The sequence below is a fragment of the Mycobacterium canetti CIPT 140010059 genome (assembly GCF_000253375.1).
Taxonomy (GTDB): domain Bacteria; phylum Actinomycetota; class Actinomycetes; order Mycobacteriales; family Mycobacteriaceae; genus Mycobacterium; species Mycobacterium tuberculosis.
In genome coordinates, this window is record NC_015848.1 from 1,238,755 (window position 1) to 1,252,131 (window position 13,377).

Below are 13,377 nucleotides of genomic sequence, written 5' to 3' on the forward strand. Positions count from 1 at the left end.
CATCAGCGCGAGAGCGCCGATCACCGCGCGACACGGCGGCGCCCGATTTCACGAAATCTGTGTATGCGAGTTACAGTTACCGCATGGCACAGAAACCTGTCGCTGATGCGCTGACCCTTGAGCTCGAGCCGGTGGTCGAAGCGAACATGACCCGCCACCTCGACACCGAGGACATCTGGTTCGCCCACGACTACGTCCCGTTCGACCAGGGGGAGAACTTTGCATTCCTCGGCGGACGCGATTGGGATCCATCCCAGTCGACGCTGCCCAGAACGATCACCGACGGATGCGAGATCCTGCTGATCCTCAAGGACAACCTGGCCGGTCATCACCGTGAGCTCGTCGAGCACTTCATACTCGAGGATTGGTGGGGCCGCTGGCTCGGCCGGTGGACCGCAGAGGAGCACCTGCACGCCATCGCACTGCGCGAATACCTGGTGGTGACCCGGGAAGTCGACCCGGTCGCCAACGAGGACGTTCGAGTCCAACACGTGATGAAGGGCTACCGAGCCGAGAAGTACACGCAGGTCGAGACCCTGGTGTACATGGCGTTCTACGAGCGCTGCGGCGCGGTGTTCTGTCGTAATCTGGCCGCGCAGATCGAAGAGCCCATCCTGGCCGGACTCATCGACCGCATCGCCCGAGACGAAGTGCGACACGAGGAGTTCTTCGCCAACCTCGTTACGCACTGCCTGGACTACACGCGTGACGAGACGATCGCGGCGATCGCCGCCCGTGCCGCCGACCTCGACGTCCTCGGGGCCGACATCGAGGCCTACCGAGACAAGCTGCAGAACGTGGCCGACGCTGGCATTTTCGGCAAGCCGCAGCTACGGCAGCTGATCTCGGACCGCATCACGGCATGGGGCCTGGCTGGGGAGCCCTCCCTCAAGCAATTCGTCACGGGCTAGACACCCGTCGGCGCGCCTGCCCTGCGGGGGTACGGCCGGCGGAGTAGCGTCGCACTCGATGGCTAGCGACATGCTCTGCTGCCAGGGCGGCACCTTCCGTCACGACGGCTGTCATGACTGCTGTCATGACAAGGGCAGGACCGGCCCCGGTCCTGGTGTCGCTGCCCCCGCCGACATGCTCGGGTGGGTCCGCTCGAGCGCCGTTAGCTCGAGGAGCGCTCCGTGACCGATACCCGCACGTACGTGCTCGACACCTCTGTGCTGCTGTCCGATCCGTGGGCGTGCAGCCGGTTCGCCGAACACGATGTGGTGGTTCCGTTGGTGGTGATCAGCGAGCTAGAAGCCAAGCGCCACCACCACGAGCTGGGATGGTTCGCCCGCCAGGCGTTGCGTCTGTTCGACGATCTGCGCCTAGAACACGGGCGGTTGGATCAGCCGATTCCGGTTGGCACCCAAGGCGGTACGCTGCACGTCGAACTCAATCACACCGACCCGGCGGTGCTGCCCGCAGGCTTTCGCACCGACAGCAACGACTCGAGGATCTTGAGTTGCGCCGCCAACCTCGCCGCCGAGGGCAAGCGGGTCACGTTGGTCAGCAAGGACATTCCGCTGCGCGTTAAGGCCGCCGCGGTGGGGCTGGCCGCCGACGAGTACCACGCGCAGGACGTCGTTGTGTCCGGATGGTCGGGGATGCACGAGCTCGAGACCGCTTCCGCGGATATCGATGCGTTGTTCGCCGATGGCGAGATCGACCTGGTCGAAGCCCGGGACCTACCGTGTCACACCGGGATTCGGTTGCTGGGCGGCGGTTCCCACGCGCTGGGCCGGGTCAATGCGCATAAACGTGTTCAGCTGGTGCGAGGTGACCGTGAGGCGTTCGGTCTGCGTGGCCGCTCCGCCGAGCAGCGGGTGGCGCTGGATTTGCTGCTCGATGAGTCGGTGGGCATCGTGTCGCTGGGCGGCAAAGCCGGCACGGGCAAGTCCGCTTTGGCGTTGTGTGCGGGTCTGGAAGCCGTACTGGAGCGACGCACCCACCGCAAGGTGGTGGTCTTCCGCCCGCTGTACGCGGTCGGCGGCCAGGAGCTGGGCTACCTGCCCGGTAGCGAGAGCGAGAAGATGGGCCCGTGGGCGCAGGCGGTCTTCGACACCCTCGAGGGGCTGGCCAGCCCGGCGGTGCTCGAGGAAGTGCTGTCCCGTGGCATGCTCGAGGTGCTGCCGCTGACCCACATCCGGGGCCGCTCGTTGCATGACTCGTTCGTCATCGTCGACGAGGCACAGTCGCTGGAGCGCAATGTGTTGCTGACCGTGCTGTCCCGGTTGGGGACCGGTTCCCGGGTGGTGTTGACCCACGACATCGCCCAGCGCGACAACCTGCGGGTCGGCCGCCACGACGGGGTCGCCGCGGTGATCGAGAAGCTCAAAGGTCATCCGTTGTTCGCCCACATCACCTTGCTGCGCAGTGAGCGCTCGCCGATCGCCGCGCTGGTCACCGAGATGCTCGAGGAGATCACCGGGCCGCGCTGAGTGCGCCTCCCGCGAGCAGACACAGAATCGCACTGCGCCGGCCCGGCGCGTGCGATTCTGTGTCTGCTCGCCGGTAGACTTCCTGGGTGCCGAAGCGACGCGACAACCAGACCTGGCGCTACTGGCGCACGGTTACCGGTGTCGTGGTCGCCGGTGCGGTGCTGGTGGTGGGCGGGCTTAGCGGCCGGGTCACACGGGCGGAGAACCTGAGCTGTTCGGTCATCAAGTGTGTCGCGTTGACCTTCGACGACGGTCCGGGGCCCTATACCGACCGGCTGTTGCACATCCTGACCGACAACGACGCCAAAGCCACCTTCTTCCTGATCGGCAACAAAGTGGCCGCCAACCCCGCCGGCGCCCGGCGCATCGCGGACGCGGGCATGGAGATCGGTAGCCATACCTGGGAACACCCCAATATGACCACGATTCCGCCCGAGGATATCCCCGGCCAATTCTCCAGGGCCAACGATGTGATCGCCGCGGCGACCGGCCGCACGCCGACGTTGTATCGCCCGGCCGGCGGACTGTCCAACGATGCGGTACGCCAGGCCGCGGCCAAGGTTGGGCAAGCCGAAATCCTTTGGGACGTTATACCTTTCGACTGGATCAACGACTCCAACACGGCAGCAACCCGGCACATGCTGATGACGCAGATCAAGCCGGGTTCGGTGGTGTTGTTCCACGACACCTACTCCAGCACCGTCGACGTGGTGTACCAGTTCATCCCGGTGCTCAAAGCCAACGGCTATCGCCTGGTGACCGTCAGCGAGCTGCTCGGGCCGAGGGCGCCAGGAAGCAGTTACGGCAGCCGGGAAAACGGTCCACCCGTCAACGAACTGCGTGACATTCCGGCCAGCGAGATCCCGCCGTTGCCCAACACCTCATCGCCCAAGCCGATGCCCAACTTCCCGATCACCGATATTGCGGGTCAGAATTCGGGCGGGCCAAATAACGGTGCGTAACCTCAGGACTTGTTGACCTTCAGCGCCTCAATGACCCTCTCGACGGTGGCGCGCGAGGTTGCATCACCGATGGGGGTGGCGCCCAGGAAGACGGTGACCGGCTTGGTGTCGACCGCGATGATCGTGACCGAATCACCTTTGACGTTGCGTGAACTGTCGGCGATTGTGATATCGGCGTCTACCCGGGCGGCCCTGACCCCGTCGACGGTGATCGACGACGTCTTGGTCGGGCCCAGGGTGGGCGACGAGCCTGCGTAGCCGGGGCCGTCGGCCACGCATTGCATCAACTTCGATGCTTGCGCGGCGACGTCCATGGTGGTGACGAAGTTGGTTATCGCAACCTCGGCTTGCATCATCCACTGGTCGGCACCGGCCACCTCGTGGCCGACGCCCACCGCGTCGATGAGGTTCGGGTTCTGGTCGTCGGAGAACGCCGACCACCCGGGTGCCGCGCTGGTCGGGAACGACAGCTTACCCGCACTGATCGAATCGCCGATGGGCTGCACACCGCCGGACACATTTGGGGTACAACCGGTTGCGGTTTGCTGGGAAAACGGTTGCGACGTGGGAGCACTCGTCGCCGGAGAGGTTGCCGTGGTCGACTTGTTGTCGCCGCGGAGGCCGATCACCAGGATCACCACCAGTAGGATGACACCCAGCACCGCGAGGCCGGCGAGGATCAGCCACGGTGTCTTCGATCCTGGCCCGGGCGGAGGTGGTCCTGGCGGATAGGGCCCCGCCGGCCAGCCGGGCGGATACTGCTGGGGTGGGTAGGCCGGCGGATAGGAGCCGCCCTGCGGTTGGCCTCCCCAATACGGGTCCTGCCCATACGTATTCGGGCCGTAGGGGTAGTTGCCGTAGGGGCCAGCGGGAGGAACCGTCATAGCCGATCGCTGTCGAGCTGCTCGGCCTTGGCCATTGCCAGCACGTCCAGACGGCGGTCCAGATCCTCGATCGACAGCCTGTCGCCGATCAGGCCACGGTCGATCACGGTTTGGCGAATCGTTTTGCGTTCCTTGAGTGCTTGCTTGGCGACGGCGGCCGCCTCCTCGTAGCCGATGGCCGAATTCAACGGTGTCACGATCGACGGTGAGGACTCGGCCAGCCGCCGCAGGTGCTCGACGTTGGCGGTCAGCCCTGCTATGCAGCGCTGGGCGAACAGCCGTGACACATTGGTCAGCAGCTTGAAGGACTCGAGGATGTTGCGGGCCATCATCGGGATGTAGACGTTGAGTTCGAATGCGCCGTTGGCCCCACCCCAAGCGATGGCGGCGTCGTTTCCGATCACCTGCGCGGCGACCTGCGTAACCGCCTCCGGCAGAACCGGATTCACCTTTCCCGGCATGATCGAGCTGCCCGGCTGCAGATCTGGCAGTTGGATCTCGGCCAGGCCGGTCAATGGGCCCGATCCCATCCAGCGGATGTCGTTGGCGATCTTGGTCAGCGATACCGCGATCGTGCGCAGCGCCCCGGACGCCTCCACCAGCCCGTCGCGGGCAGCCTGAGCTTCGAAAGAATTAGCCGCCGTACGCAATTCCGACAGACCGGTCTGCGCGACCAGCACCGCGACCACTCTGACGCCGAAGTCGTCGGGAGCGTTGAGGCCGGTACCCACCGCGGTGCCGCCGATCGCCAGCTCGCCCAGCCTGGGCAGACACGCGCGCACCCGCTCGATGCCGGCCTCGATCTGGCGGGCATATCCGCTGAACTCCTGGCCGAGTGTCACCGGAACGGCGTCCATCAGATGCGTTCGGCCCGACTTCACCACCGTGTGCCAATCAAGAGCCTTGGCGGCCAATGCGTCGTGCAGCTGCTGCAGCGCTGGGATGAGATGAGCGACCGCGGCCTCGGTGGCCGCGATGTGGGTGGCCGTCGGGAAGGTGTCGTTGGACGACTGCGACATGTTCACGTCGTCGTTGGGATGCAACGTGACCCCGCCCTTGGCCGCGATGGACGCAATCACCTCGTTGGTGTTCATGTTGGAGCTGGTGCCCGAGCCGGTCTGGAAGACGTCGATGGGAAACTGGTCGTCGTGTTGACCGTCGGCGATCTCGGCGGCCGCGGCGATGATGGCGTCGGCTTTCTCCGGCGCCAGCAACCCGAGGTCGGAGTTCACCTGCGCGCAGGCGCCTTTCAGCAGGCCTAGCGCGCGGATCTGGGTGCGCTCCAACCCGCGGCCGGATATCGGGAAGTTCTCCACCGCGCGCTGGGTTTGCGCGCGCCACAACGCTTTTGCCGGCACCCGGACTTCGCCCATGGTGTCGTGCTCGATGCGGTAATCGGCGCTGTCGGCGTCAACGGCCATTGATCGGGTTCCTTGTGTGTCGTGGGTGTGTTAGGGCAATGGGTACACGGCGCTGCTGTCGCCGGTGAAGTCGATCGCGGAGTATTCGTTGAGCTTTGAAAGCCGGTGGTAGGCCTCGATCATCCGGACGGTGCCGGACTTCGAGCGCATCACGATCGAATGGGTGGTGCAGCCGCCGGGGTAGTAACGCACTCCCTTGAGCAGGTCGCCGTCGGTGACCCCAGTGGCGCAGAAGAAGACGTTTTCCCCGGACACCAGATCTTCGGTGGTCAAGACCTGGTTCAGGTCGTAACCGGCTTCTAGGGCCTTGCGGCGTTCCGCGTCGTCGCGCGGGGCGAGCTGCGCCTGGATCGCCCCGCCCATGCAGCGGATCGCCGCGGCGGCGATGATTCCCTCCGGGGTGCCGCCGATCCCAGCTAGCAGGTCGGTGCCGGAGTGCGGTCGGCACGCCGAGATCGCGCCGGCGACGTCGCCATCGGTGATCAGCCGGATCCGGGCCCCGGTGGCGCGGACGTCGTGGATGAGTTGCGCGTGCCGCGGCCTGTCCAGGATGCACACCGTCATGTCTCGCACCGACAGGTCCTTGACCTTGGCGACCGCTCGGATGTTTTCCGAGATCGGCGCGGTGATATCCAGCACGTGTGCGGCATCGGGGCCGACGGCGATTTTGTTCATGTAGAACACCGCCGACGGGTCGAACATGGTGCCGCGATCGGCTACCGCCAGCACCGAGATGGCGTTGGTCATGCCCTTGCTCATCAGCGTGGTGCCGTCAATGGGGTCGACGGCAAAGTCGCATTCCGGTCCGTCGCCGTTGCCCACTTCTTCGCCGTTGTAGAGCATTGGTGCGTGGTCCTTTTCGCCTTCGCCGATGACCACCACCCCGCGCATGGAAACCGAGTTGACCAGTTCGCGCATCGCGTCGACCGCCGCGCCGTCGCCGCCCTCCTTGTCGCCGCGGCCTACCCAGCGGCCCGCGGCCATGGCTCCGGCCTCGGTCACCCGGACCAGCTCCATGGCCAGGTTGCGGTCCGGGGCTTCCCGGCGCGATGGCCTGGTGTGCGACGGGTCGTGGCTGGCCACCGCGGCCGTCGACGAACCGGATCCCTCAGCTGTCATGGTTGGTGATTGTCCCAGAAGCCGAACCGTGCGCTGGAGCTGGGATACTGGCCATGTGACCGCCGAGCCGCAGCCGACCCCTAGGCCGGCTAAACCGCGGTTGCTGCAGGACGGCCGCGACATGTTCTGGTCGCTCGCGCCGCTGGTCGTGGGGTGCATCCTGTTGGCGGGCCTGGTTGGGATGTGCTCGTTTCAACTGGGCGGGACCAAGCGGGGACCGATCCCGTCCTACGATGCGGCCCAGGCGCTGCGGGCAGACGCCAAGACGCTGGGATTCCCGATACGGTTGCCGCAATTGCCAGGCGGCTGGACGCCCAACTCCGGGGGTCGCGGCGGCATCGAGAACGGGCGAGCGGACCCGGCAACCGGTCAGCTGCGCAACGCGTCCACCTCGGTCGTGGGATTCATCAGCCCGACCGGGCGATATCTGAGCTTGACCCAGAGCAACGCCGACGAGGACAAGCTGGTCGGCTCCATCCACCCGTCGATGTACCCGACGGGGACGGTCGACGTGGGCGGCACCCGTTGGGTCGTTTACGAGGGTTCGGACGAAAACGGTGCCGTCGAGCCGGTATGGACGACACGGCTCACCGGACCGGGCGGGGCCACCCAGCTGGCAATCACCGGTGCCGGCAGCATCGATCAGTTCCGCACGCTGGCGTCGGCGACGCAATCGCAGCCCCCGTTGCCCGCACGATAGCGGGTCTCACTCAGCGGTTGACGGAGGCGGGGCGTTTCTTGACGTGGCCGGGCCTCGACGCGGCAGCCACCTGCGGCGGACGGGTGGTGCTTCGAACTGTTCCAGTTCGACGCCTTTGTACACCGCGAGGTAGACGTCGATGGTGGTGACGATGAGGATCATCAGCACCGGGCCGATGATGATACCCCAGGGGCCGAACATGGTGATACCGGCGAACACCGACAGCAACATCAGCGCCGAGTTCAGCCGCGCGTCGCGCGGCACCAGGATCGGCCGCAGGACGTTGTCGATGTTGGTAACCACCAGCAGATGCCACAGCAGCACGAAGATTCCCCCGGCGATATTGCCGTAGAAGATCATCCCGATGCCGAACGGAATCGTCACGATGCCGCCGCCCAGCGGGATGATCGACAACGCGGTGAGCACGATGGCGAAGATGAAGAAGCCGTGGTGAAATCCGGCGATGTAGATCGATGCGGCGCCGGCGACTCCCTGGCACGCCGCGATGACGAACTGGCCGTTCACCGTGCCGCGGACCATCGAGCCCATCTTCTGCAGGTACAGATCCGTGACGTCTTCGCCGAGCGGGTTGAGCTGGCCGATCAGTGTCCTTAGCTTCTCGCGGTTCACCAGGAGCGCGACGAACACGTACACAAAGATGATGGCCGACGTGATGACACCGGCGAGGCTTCCGGCGGCGTCGCGCAGGAAGTGCAGCAGCCATTCGCCGACGTTCTGTGCTACCGAAATCATCGCTTTGCGCAGTGCGTCCGCGGTAACCGTGATGTGCAGGAACGGCACCCGGTCAAACAAGCCGTTGACGAATTGCAGGATCTTGTCGCCGAGGGTGCTCAGATCGGTCGTCCGCACCCAGTCGGCGACGGAGTCGACCATGCGAGCGATCTGCACGATCGCCAGCCCCACCAAGGCTCCCACCGGCACGACGACGGCGGCCAGCGCCGACAACAACGTGCAGGCGGCCGACAGGCCGGTATTGAAGCGCTTGGTGAACCACTTGAAAAGTGGCGTGAACAAATAGGCGCCGACGGCTGCCACCACGATCAGAACGAAATAGTTACGCAGGAAGTACGCACCGAACAGCAAAGCGATCAACGTGAGGATCGCCAGGGCGCGCTTCTGAGTGAGCGTGAATTCGGTGTTCAAAGCGGGCCGCCCTTCGCTTCTTGGTGCTGACTCTGCGTCCAGCAGGCGGGTTACTCGCACTATTGCGTGGTGGATGCAGAGTCAACGGATGTCGGTGCAGTGCTGTAGACCTATGCCACCACCCAATCGAGGTCGAACGCGTTGCCGATGGCCTCGGCTAGAGCCGGCTCCTGCGACGCGAGCAGGTAGCCGATTTGACGACCAAGGTCACACACCGGGATCGTTTGGATGTTGTCGCAGCTGACGACTGACGGTTGATTCAGCCCGTTCACCGCGTCTACCGGAGAGCTGGACCCCATCGGTTGGACAGGCCGCGGCGGTTCGTAGGTGGAGGGCTGCTGCTGGTTATGCCGCTTGCGGTAGCGACAGGGTCTGATGGTAGACCTCGTCAGGGGTACGGTGGTTCACACCCTGGTGACGTCGTCGGCTGTTGTAGAACTCGAAGTAGTCGCCGAGCCCTTTCTTGGCCTGGGTGCCGTTCTCATATGCCTTGAGGTAGACCTCCTCGTATTTGACGCTGCGCCAAAGCCGTTCGATGAATACGTTGTCCATCCACCGGCCCCGACCATCCATGCTGATGGTGATGCCGTGGCGGTTCAGCACCCCGGTGAATGCCTCGCTGGTGAACTGGGCGCCTTGGTCGGTGTTGAACATTTCCGGAGCGCCGTAGGCTTCGATCGCCGCGGTGAGGGCATCAATGCAGAAACTGGTGTCCATCGTGTTGGACAGCCGCCAGCACAGCACCTTGCGCGAGTACCAGTCCATGACTGCAACGAGGTACATGAAGCCGTGGGCCATCGGCAGATACGTCACGTCCGCGCACCACACCTGATTGGGCCGGTCGATTTTCAGCCCGCGCAGCAGGTACGGGTAGATCCGGTGCCCGAGCGCCGGGATCGTGGTCCGTCGCTTCGGATACAAAGCCGCCAGCCCCATGATGCGCATCAGGCGCACCACCTTCTTGCGATTGACCACCAAGCCGTCCTCGGCAAGGGCGTCGACGATGCGTCGACTGCCTAAAAACGGGTGGGTCAGGTGGATTTCATCGATCCTGCGCATCAGATCGATGTCGCCGGCCGGCGTCGGCTTGGGCTGGTAGTACACCGTTGAACGCGCCACATCCAGCAGCTCACACTGGCTGGTGACGGGCAACCTGTCGTCGCGGTCGATCATGGCACGCCTCACTTGGGGTCCAAGCGCGCGAGCCCGCGATCTAAAAAATCGCGCTCCATCGTCAGCTCACCGATCTTGGCGTGCAGCTCCTTGATCTTGGCCTCGCTATCGGCGACTGGCCCCGAGCCGGACCCGAACATGCCAGCAGCGCCTTCCAGCAGCTGCCGCTTCCACGCCGTGATCTGGTTCGGGTGCACATCGAAGCGCTGCGCCAATTGCGCCAACGTCTGCTCTTCGGTCAATGCCGCCAACGCCACCTTGGCCTTGAACTGCGGCGAATGATTCCTACGCTTGCGCCTTGCCATGAGATCCGCTCCTTCGACTGTTCAGCCATCATCGAAGCAGCCCCCACTTAACCCACTGTCCAAGAACACGGGTCCATCTGTCGGGACTTCGGTGGCTAGCCCACGCACGGTTGTCGTGATCGGGGCGACGGTGACGTTCGTGAGGTGCGGACGTACGACCTCGCGGGTAAGGATCAGGACGGGTCTAGCCTTGTCAAGCTGTGCGATGTGGATAGGTCGCATCAGTCGATGTCGAGGGCGGTACGAGCGCAGTGGCCGGCCAGCGTATCCAGATCACCCGTGGCTGACGTGTTGGTGGCGAGGATCTCCGCGTCGCGTTCGGCGAGACGACGGCGGCGTTCCCGTTCCAGCGCCCGCAGCACGACAGCCGCACGGCTACGGGCATGCTGTCCCCGGACTTCGTCGTCGATGAACGCGACAATCTCATCGGGCAAGCGAACCGCAATCTGTGTACTCACTTCACAGATGGTACCAGTTTGGTATGCACCCGCCCCAAAACCGTTCGCGCCGCCGGCGAGGACGACCCCCCAGGGTAGGTACATTCCAGAAGTATGGTCGTCGACAGCTGCGTGGCCGAATCCCGCTATGGTCCGGTCCGGGGCGCCGATGATGGCCGCGTCAAAGTGTGGAAAGGCATCCGGTATGCCGCGCCACCACTAGGTGACCTGAGGTTCCGGACGCCCGAACCTCCCGAACGGTGGACCGAGGTCGCCGACGCCACAACCTTCGGTCCGGCCTGCCCGCAGCCGGCCATCCCCAACATGGCGCTCGATTTAGGGGCGTCGCAGAGCGAGGACTGTTGGAGCCTGAACATTTGGGCGCCGGCGGACACCGAGCCCGGTGACGGAAAACCCGTGATGGTGTGGCTGCACGGGGGCGCCTACATCCTGGGATCGGGCAGCCAGCCGCTCTATAACGGCCGCAGGTTGGCCGCCAGCGGCGACGTGGTCGTGGTGACGGTCAACTACCGGCTCGGAGCGCTTGGCTTCCTGGACTTGTCGTCGTTCAACACGTCACGGCGACGGTTCGACTCGAATATCGGCCTGCGTGACGTGCTGGCCGTGCTGCGCTGGGTAGCAGACAACATCGCGGTGTTTGGCGGCGATCCCGAGAAGGTCACGCTGTTCGGTGAATCCGCGCGGGAATCGTCACGACCCTGCTCGCCACCCCGGCGGCCGCGGGTCTGTTCGCGGCGGCGATCGCCCAGAGCTCACCGGCGACATCGGTCTACGACCAGGTGAGGGCTCGGCGCGTTGCGGTTTGCGTCCTCGACAAGCTGGGAATCGACCCGTCCGATGTGCACAGGTTCATGAAGTGCCGACCGCGGCAATCCTTTCCGCGTCCAGCGAAGTGTTCAACGAAGTGCCGGTTCGTAACCCCGGCACGCTGGCGTTCGTCCCGATCGTCGACGGCGATCTGCTGCCCGACTACCCGGTCAAGCTGGCGCAGGAGGGCCGCTCACACCCGGTTCCCTTGATCATCGGCACCAACAAGCACGAGTCGGCGCTCTTTCGGTTGATGCGCTCGCCGCTGATGCCGATCACCCCGCGCGATCACGTCGATGTTCACCCAGATTGCCGCCGAACAGCCCGATCTGCAAGTGCCAACCGAGGAGCAGATCGGCTCCGCGTACTCGCGATGGCGGCGCAAAGCACGCTCATTGAGTATGGCTACCGACGTCGGCTTCCGGATGCCGTCGGTGTGGCTCGCTGAAGGGCACAGCGGGGCGGCGCCGGTGTATCTGTATCGGTTTGACTACTCGACTCCGCTGCTGAAGCTGCTGCTGGTCCGGGCCGCCCATGCCACCGAATTGCCTTACGTCTGGGGCAATCTCGGAGGATCCCAGGACCCTGCATTGAAGTTGGGCGGCGCCAAAGCCGCCATAGCGGTGTCCCGGAGGGTACGGACGCGGTGGATCAATTTCGCGACGCGGGGCAAACCCACGGGTCCCGATGGCGAGCCAGACTGGCCATGTTACGAGGAGGCCCATCGTGCCTGCCTGATTATCGGCAGGCGAGACGCCGTCGTGCACGACGTCGACGCACACATCCGAGCTACCTGGGGCAGCAAGTGGTGAGTTTCAGATAATTCTGGCTACGGCTTGACTGTGGCGGCCGTTTTTTCCGCCCGGGCCTCGTTCTTCATCTGCTCAAACAGACTCACGTAGTACGGCAGGCATTCGGTCAGCGCCTGCTGGGTGGTGAACAGCGGCTCATAGCCCAGGTCGCGGCGTGCCTTAGCGATCGAAAAGTAGTTGTCCAGGTACAGCCGTTCGACGGCCAGCGGCTCGAGCAGCGGCGCGGGGAATCCGAATCGGAAGTGCAGCCGCTGCCACCCCGTCATTACCCAGCGGACCGCGGGGCCGGAAATCCGCATCTTCGGCCAGCGCTGCCCGCACGCCTCGAGCACCGGCCGAGCGAACTCGAACATATTGATCGGCTCTGCGTCGTTGATGAAGTAAGCCTGCCCGGGCGCTGTGCCGTCCGGCACCAGATGGGCAGCGGCCAAGATGAAACCGTGAATCAGGTTGTGCACGTAAGAGTTATCCAGCCGGGCCGACTTGCGCCCGACCAGCACCTTGACGTGGCCCTTGAGCACACTTTCGAACAGCTTGCGGAACATCGTCTGATCGCCGTTTCCCCAGATGCCGCTGGGCCGGATCGCGCACGTCAGCATGCCGTCGACACCGTTCTGGGCCAACACGAATCGCTCGGCAACCACCTTGGTCTCGGTGTAGAGGTCGTTGAACCGGTCGGTATAGGGCAGCGTCTCGTCACCGCCGGCGATGTTCTGGCCGCCCATCACCACACTGTTGGATGACGTGTAGACGAACCGCTGCACCCCGGCCCGCTGGCCGGCGTGCAGCAGGTTCTCGGTGCCGCCGACGTTGACCGCAAAGCTACGTTGGCGGTACTCGTCGGTGACCGACGCGCCGCCCATCAGCTCGATGATCGCTGCGGTGTGGAAGATCGTGTCGATGCCGTCCACGGCCGCGGCGCAGACGTCCGCGTCGGTGATGTCCCCTTGCAGCACCTCCAGTTGCGGATGCGCAGGCAACAGCGACGGCGCGCGGTCGAAGGAACGCACCCAGTGCCCGCGGTCCAGCAAGGTGGTCACCAGGTTGGCGCCCACGAAGCCCGCGCCGCCGGTGACCAGAACGCGGCCGAGCTCGGTTGTCAGCGATGCATCACCCATGCGGCGAAGCATAACCTTG

At 64.8% G+C, this 13,377-nt stretch carries 11 protein-coding genes and 3 pseudogenes; 5 read left to right on the plus strand and 9 right to left on the minus strand.

The features are described 5' to 3' along the window. The first annotated feature begins 83 nt into the window (after window positions 1-83). From MCAN_RS05825 to MCAN_RS05835, 3 genes are all read left to right on the plus strand, one after another. A complete protein-coding gene (locus MCAN_RS05825) occupies window positions 84-911 on the plus strand; it encodes an acyl-ACP desaturase (protein WP_014000604.1) in 828 nt (275 codons plus the stop codon). A 222-nt stretch (window positions 912-1,133) separates the two neighbouring features. Further along, window positions 1,134-2,435: a PhoH family protein gene (locus MCAN_RS05830; protein ID WP_003405802.1), complete on the plus strand. Its 1,302-nt coding sequence runs from the start codon at window positions 1,134-1,136 to the stop codon at window positions 2,433-2,435. A gap of 86 nt (window positions 2,436-2,521) precedes the next feature. Next, on the plus strand, window positions 2,522-3,397 hold the full coding sequence (locus MCAN_RS05835) for a polysaccharide deacetylase family protein (protein WP_014000605.1): 876 nt from the start codon (window positions 2,522-2,524) through the stop codon (window positions 3,395-3,397). A gap of 2 nt (window positions 3,398-3,399) precedes the next feature. On the opposite strand, the gene MCAN_RS05840 is transcribed toward MCAN_RS05835, so the two are convergent. From MCAN_RS05840 to glpX, 3 genes are read right to left on the minus strand one after another with little or no spacing between them, the layout of a single operon-like run. Beyond that, a complete protein-coding gene (locus MCAN_RS05840) occupies window positions 3,400-4,281 on the minus strand; it encodes a hypothetical protein (RefSeq protein WP_003405804.1) in 882 nt (293 codons plus the stop codon). Continuing rightward, entirely contained in the window at window positions 4,278-5,702 is a 1,425-nt protein-coding gene (locus MCAN_RS05845; RefSeq protein ID WP_014000606.1) for a class II fumarate hydratase, read from the minus strand. The genes MCAN_RS05840 and MCAN_RS05845 overlap by 4 nt, the downstream gene beginning before the upstream one ends. A 30-nt stretch (window positions 5,703-5,732) precedes the next feature. Continuing rightward, window positions 5,733-6,821 (minus strand): class II fructose-bisphosphatase, encoded by a 1,089-nt coding sequence (glpX, locus tag MCAN_RS05850; protein ID WP_003898726.1) that lies wholly within the window; start codon window positions 6,819-6,821, stop codon window positions 5,733-5,735. Window positions 6,822-6,876: 55 nt separating this feature from the next. Here glpX and MCAN_RS05855 point away from each other — a divergent pair, with 55 nt between their 5' ends. Further along, a complete protein-coding gene (locus MCAN_RS05855) occupies window positions 6,877-7,521 on the plus strand; it encodes a DUF4245 domain-containing protein (protein ID WP_041179599.1) in 645 nt (214 codons plus the stop codon). 6 nt (window positions 7,522-7,527) lie between these two features. Here the strand turns inward: MCAN_RS05855 and MCAN_RS05860 are convergent, their stop codons facing one another. The 5 genes and pseudogenes from MCAN_RS05860 to mazE3 form a co-directional block, all read right to left on the minus strand. Beyond that, complete coding sequence (locus MCAN_RS05860) at window positions 7,528-8,685, minus strand: AI-2E family transporter (protein WP_003898727.1); 1,158 nt, start codon at window positions 8,683-8,685, stop codon at window positions 7,528-7,530. Window positions 8,686-8,795: 110 nt separating this feature from the next. After that, window positions 8,796-8,972, minus strand: a pseudogene (gene mazF3, locus MCAN_RS05865) (type II toxin-antitoxin system toxin endoribonuclease MazF3); the annotation flags it as partial. Between the two features lie 58 nt (window positions 8,973-9,030). Then, window positions 9,031-10,163 (minus strand): IS3 family transposase gene (locus MCAN_RS05870; RefSeq protein WP_456319993.1). Its coding sequence is split into 2 segments (ribosomal slippage): window positions 9,031-9,908 and window positions 9,908-10,163, totalling 1,134 coding nucleotides; the frame shifts between segments, so codons are not numbered across the junction. Between the two features lie 75 nt (window positions 10,164-10,238). Next, a pseudogene (mazF3, locus tag MCAN_RS05880) lies at window positions 10,239-10,385 on the minus strand (type II toxin-antitoxin system toxin endoribonuclease MazF3); the annotation flags it as partial. Continuing rightward, window positions 10,385-10,705: a type II toxin-antitoxin system antitoxin MazE3 gene (gene mazE3, locus MCAN_RS05885; RefSeq protein WP_003405836.1), complete on the minus strand. Its 321-nt coding sequence runs from the start codon at window positions 10,703-10,705 to the stop codon at window positions 10,385-10,387. The pseudogene mazF3 (MCAN_RS05880) and the gene mazE3, both read right to left, overlap by 1 nt. A 9-nt stretch (window positions 10,706-10,714) precedes the next feature. Here mazE3 and MCAN_RS21180 point away from each other — a divergent pair. Further along, a pseudogene (locus MCAN_RS21180) lies at window positions 10,715-12,251 on the plus strand (carboxylesterase/lipase family protein). Between the two features lie 6 nt (window positions 12,252-12,257). Here the strand turns inward: MCAN_RS21180 and MCAN_RS05900 are convergent. Then, on the minus strand, window positions 12,258-13,370 hold the full coding sequence (locus MCAN_RS05900) for a 3 beta-hydroxysteroid dehydrogenase/delta 5-->4-isomerase (protein WP_003405840.1): 1,113 nt from the start codon (window positions 13,368-13,370) through the stop codon (window positions 12,258-12,260). Window positions 13,371-13,377: the final 7 nt, after the last annotated feature.

Bases quoted from the DNA above. Each gene is read 5' to 3' on its own strand.
- glpX (WP_003898726.1), bottom strand. From the start codon at position 6,821: ATGACAGCTGAGGGATCCGGTTCGTCGACGGCCGCGGTGGCCAGCCAC.
- MCAN_RS05845 (WP_014000606.1), bottom strand. From the start codon at position 5,702: ATGGCCGTTGACGCCGACAGCGCCGATTACCGCATCGAGCACGACACC.
- MCAN_RS05840 (WP_003405804.1), bottom strand. From the start codon at position 4,281: ATGACGGTTCCTCCCGCTGGCCCCTACGGCAACTACCCCTACGGCCCG.
- mazE3 (WP_003405836.1), bottom strand. From the start codon at position 10,705: ATGTACCTACCCTGGGGGGTCGTCCTCGCCGGCGGCGCGAACGGTTTT.
- MCAN_RS05900 (WP_003405840.1), bottom strand. From the start codon at position 13,370: ATGCTTCGCCGCATGGGTGATGCATCGCTGACAACCGAGCTCGGCCGC.
- MCAN_RS05825 (WP_014000604.1), top strand. From the start codon at position 84: ATGGCACAGAAACCTGTCGCTGATGCGCTGACCCTTGAGCTCGAGCCG.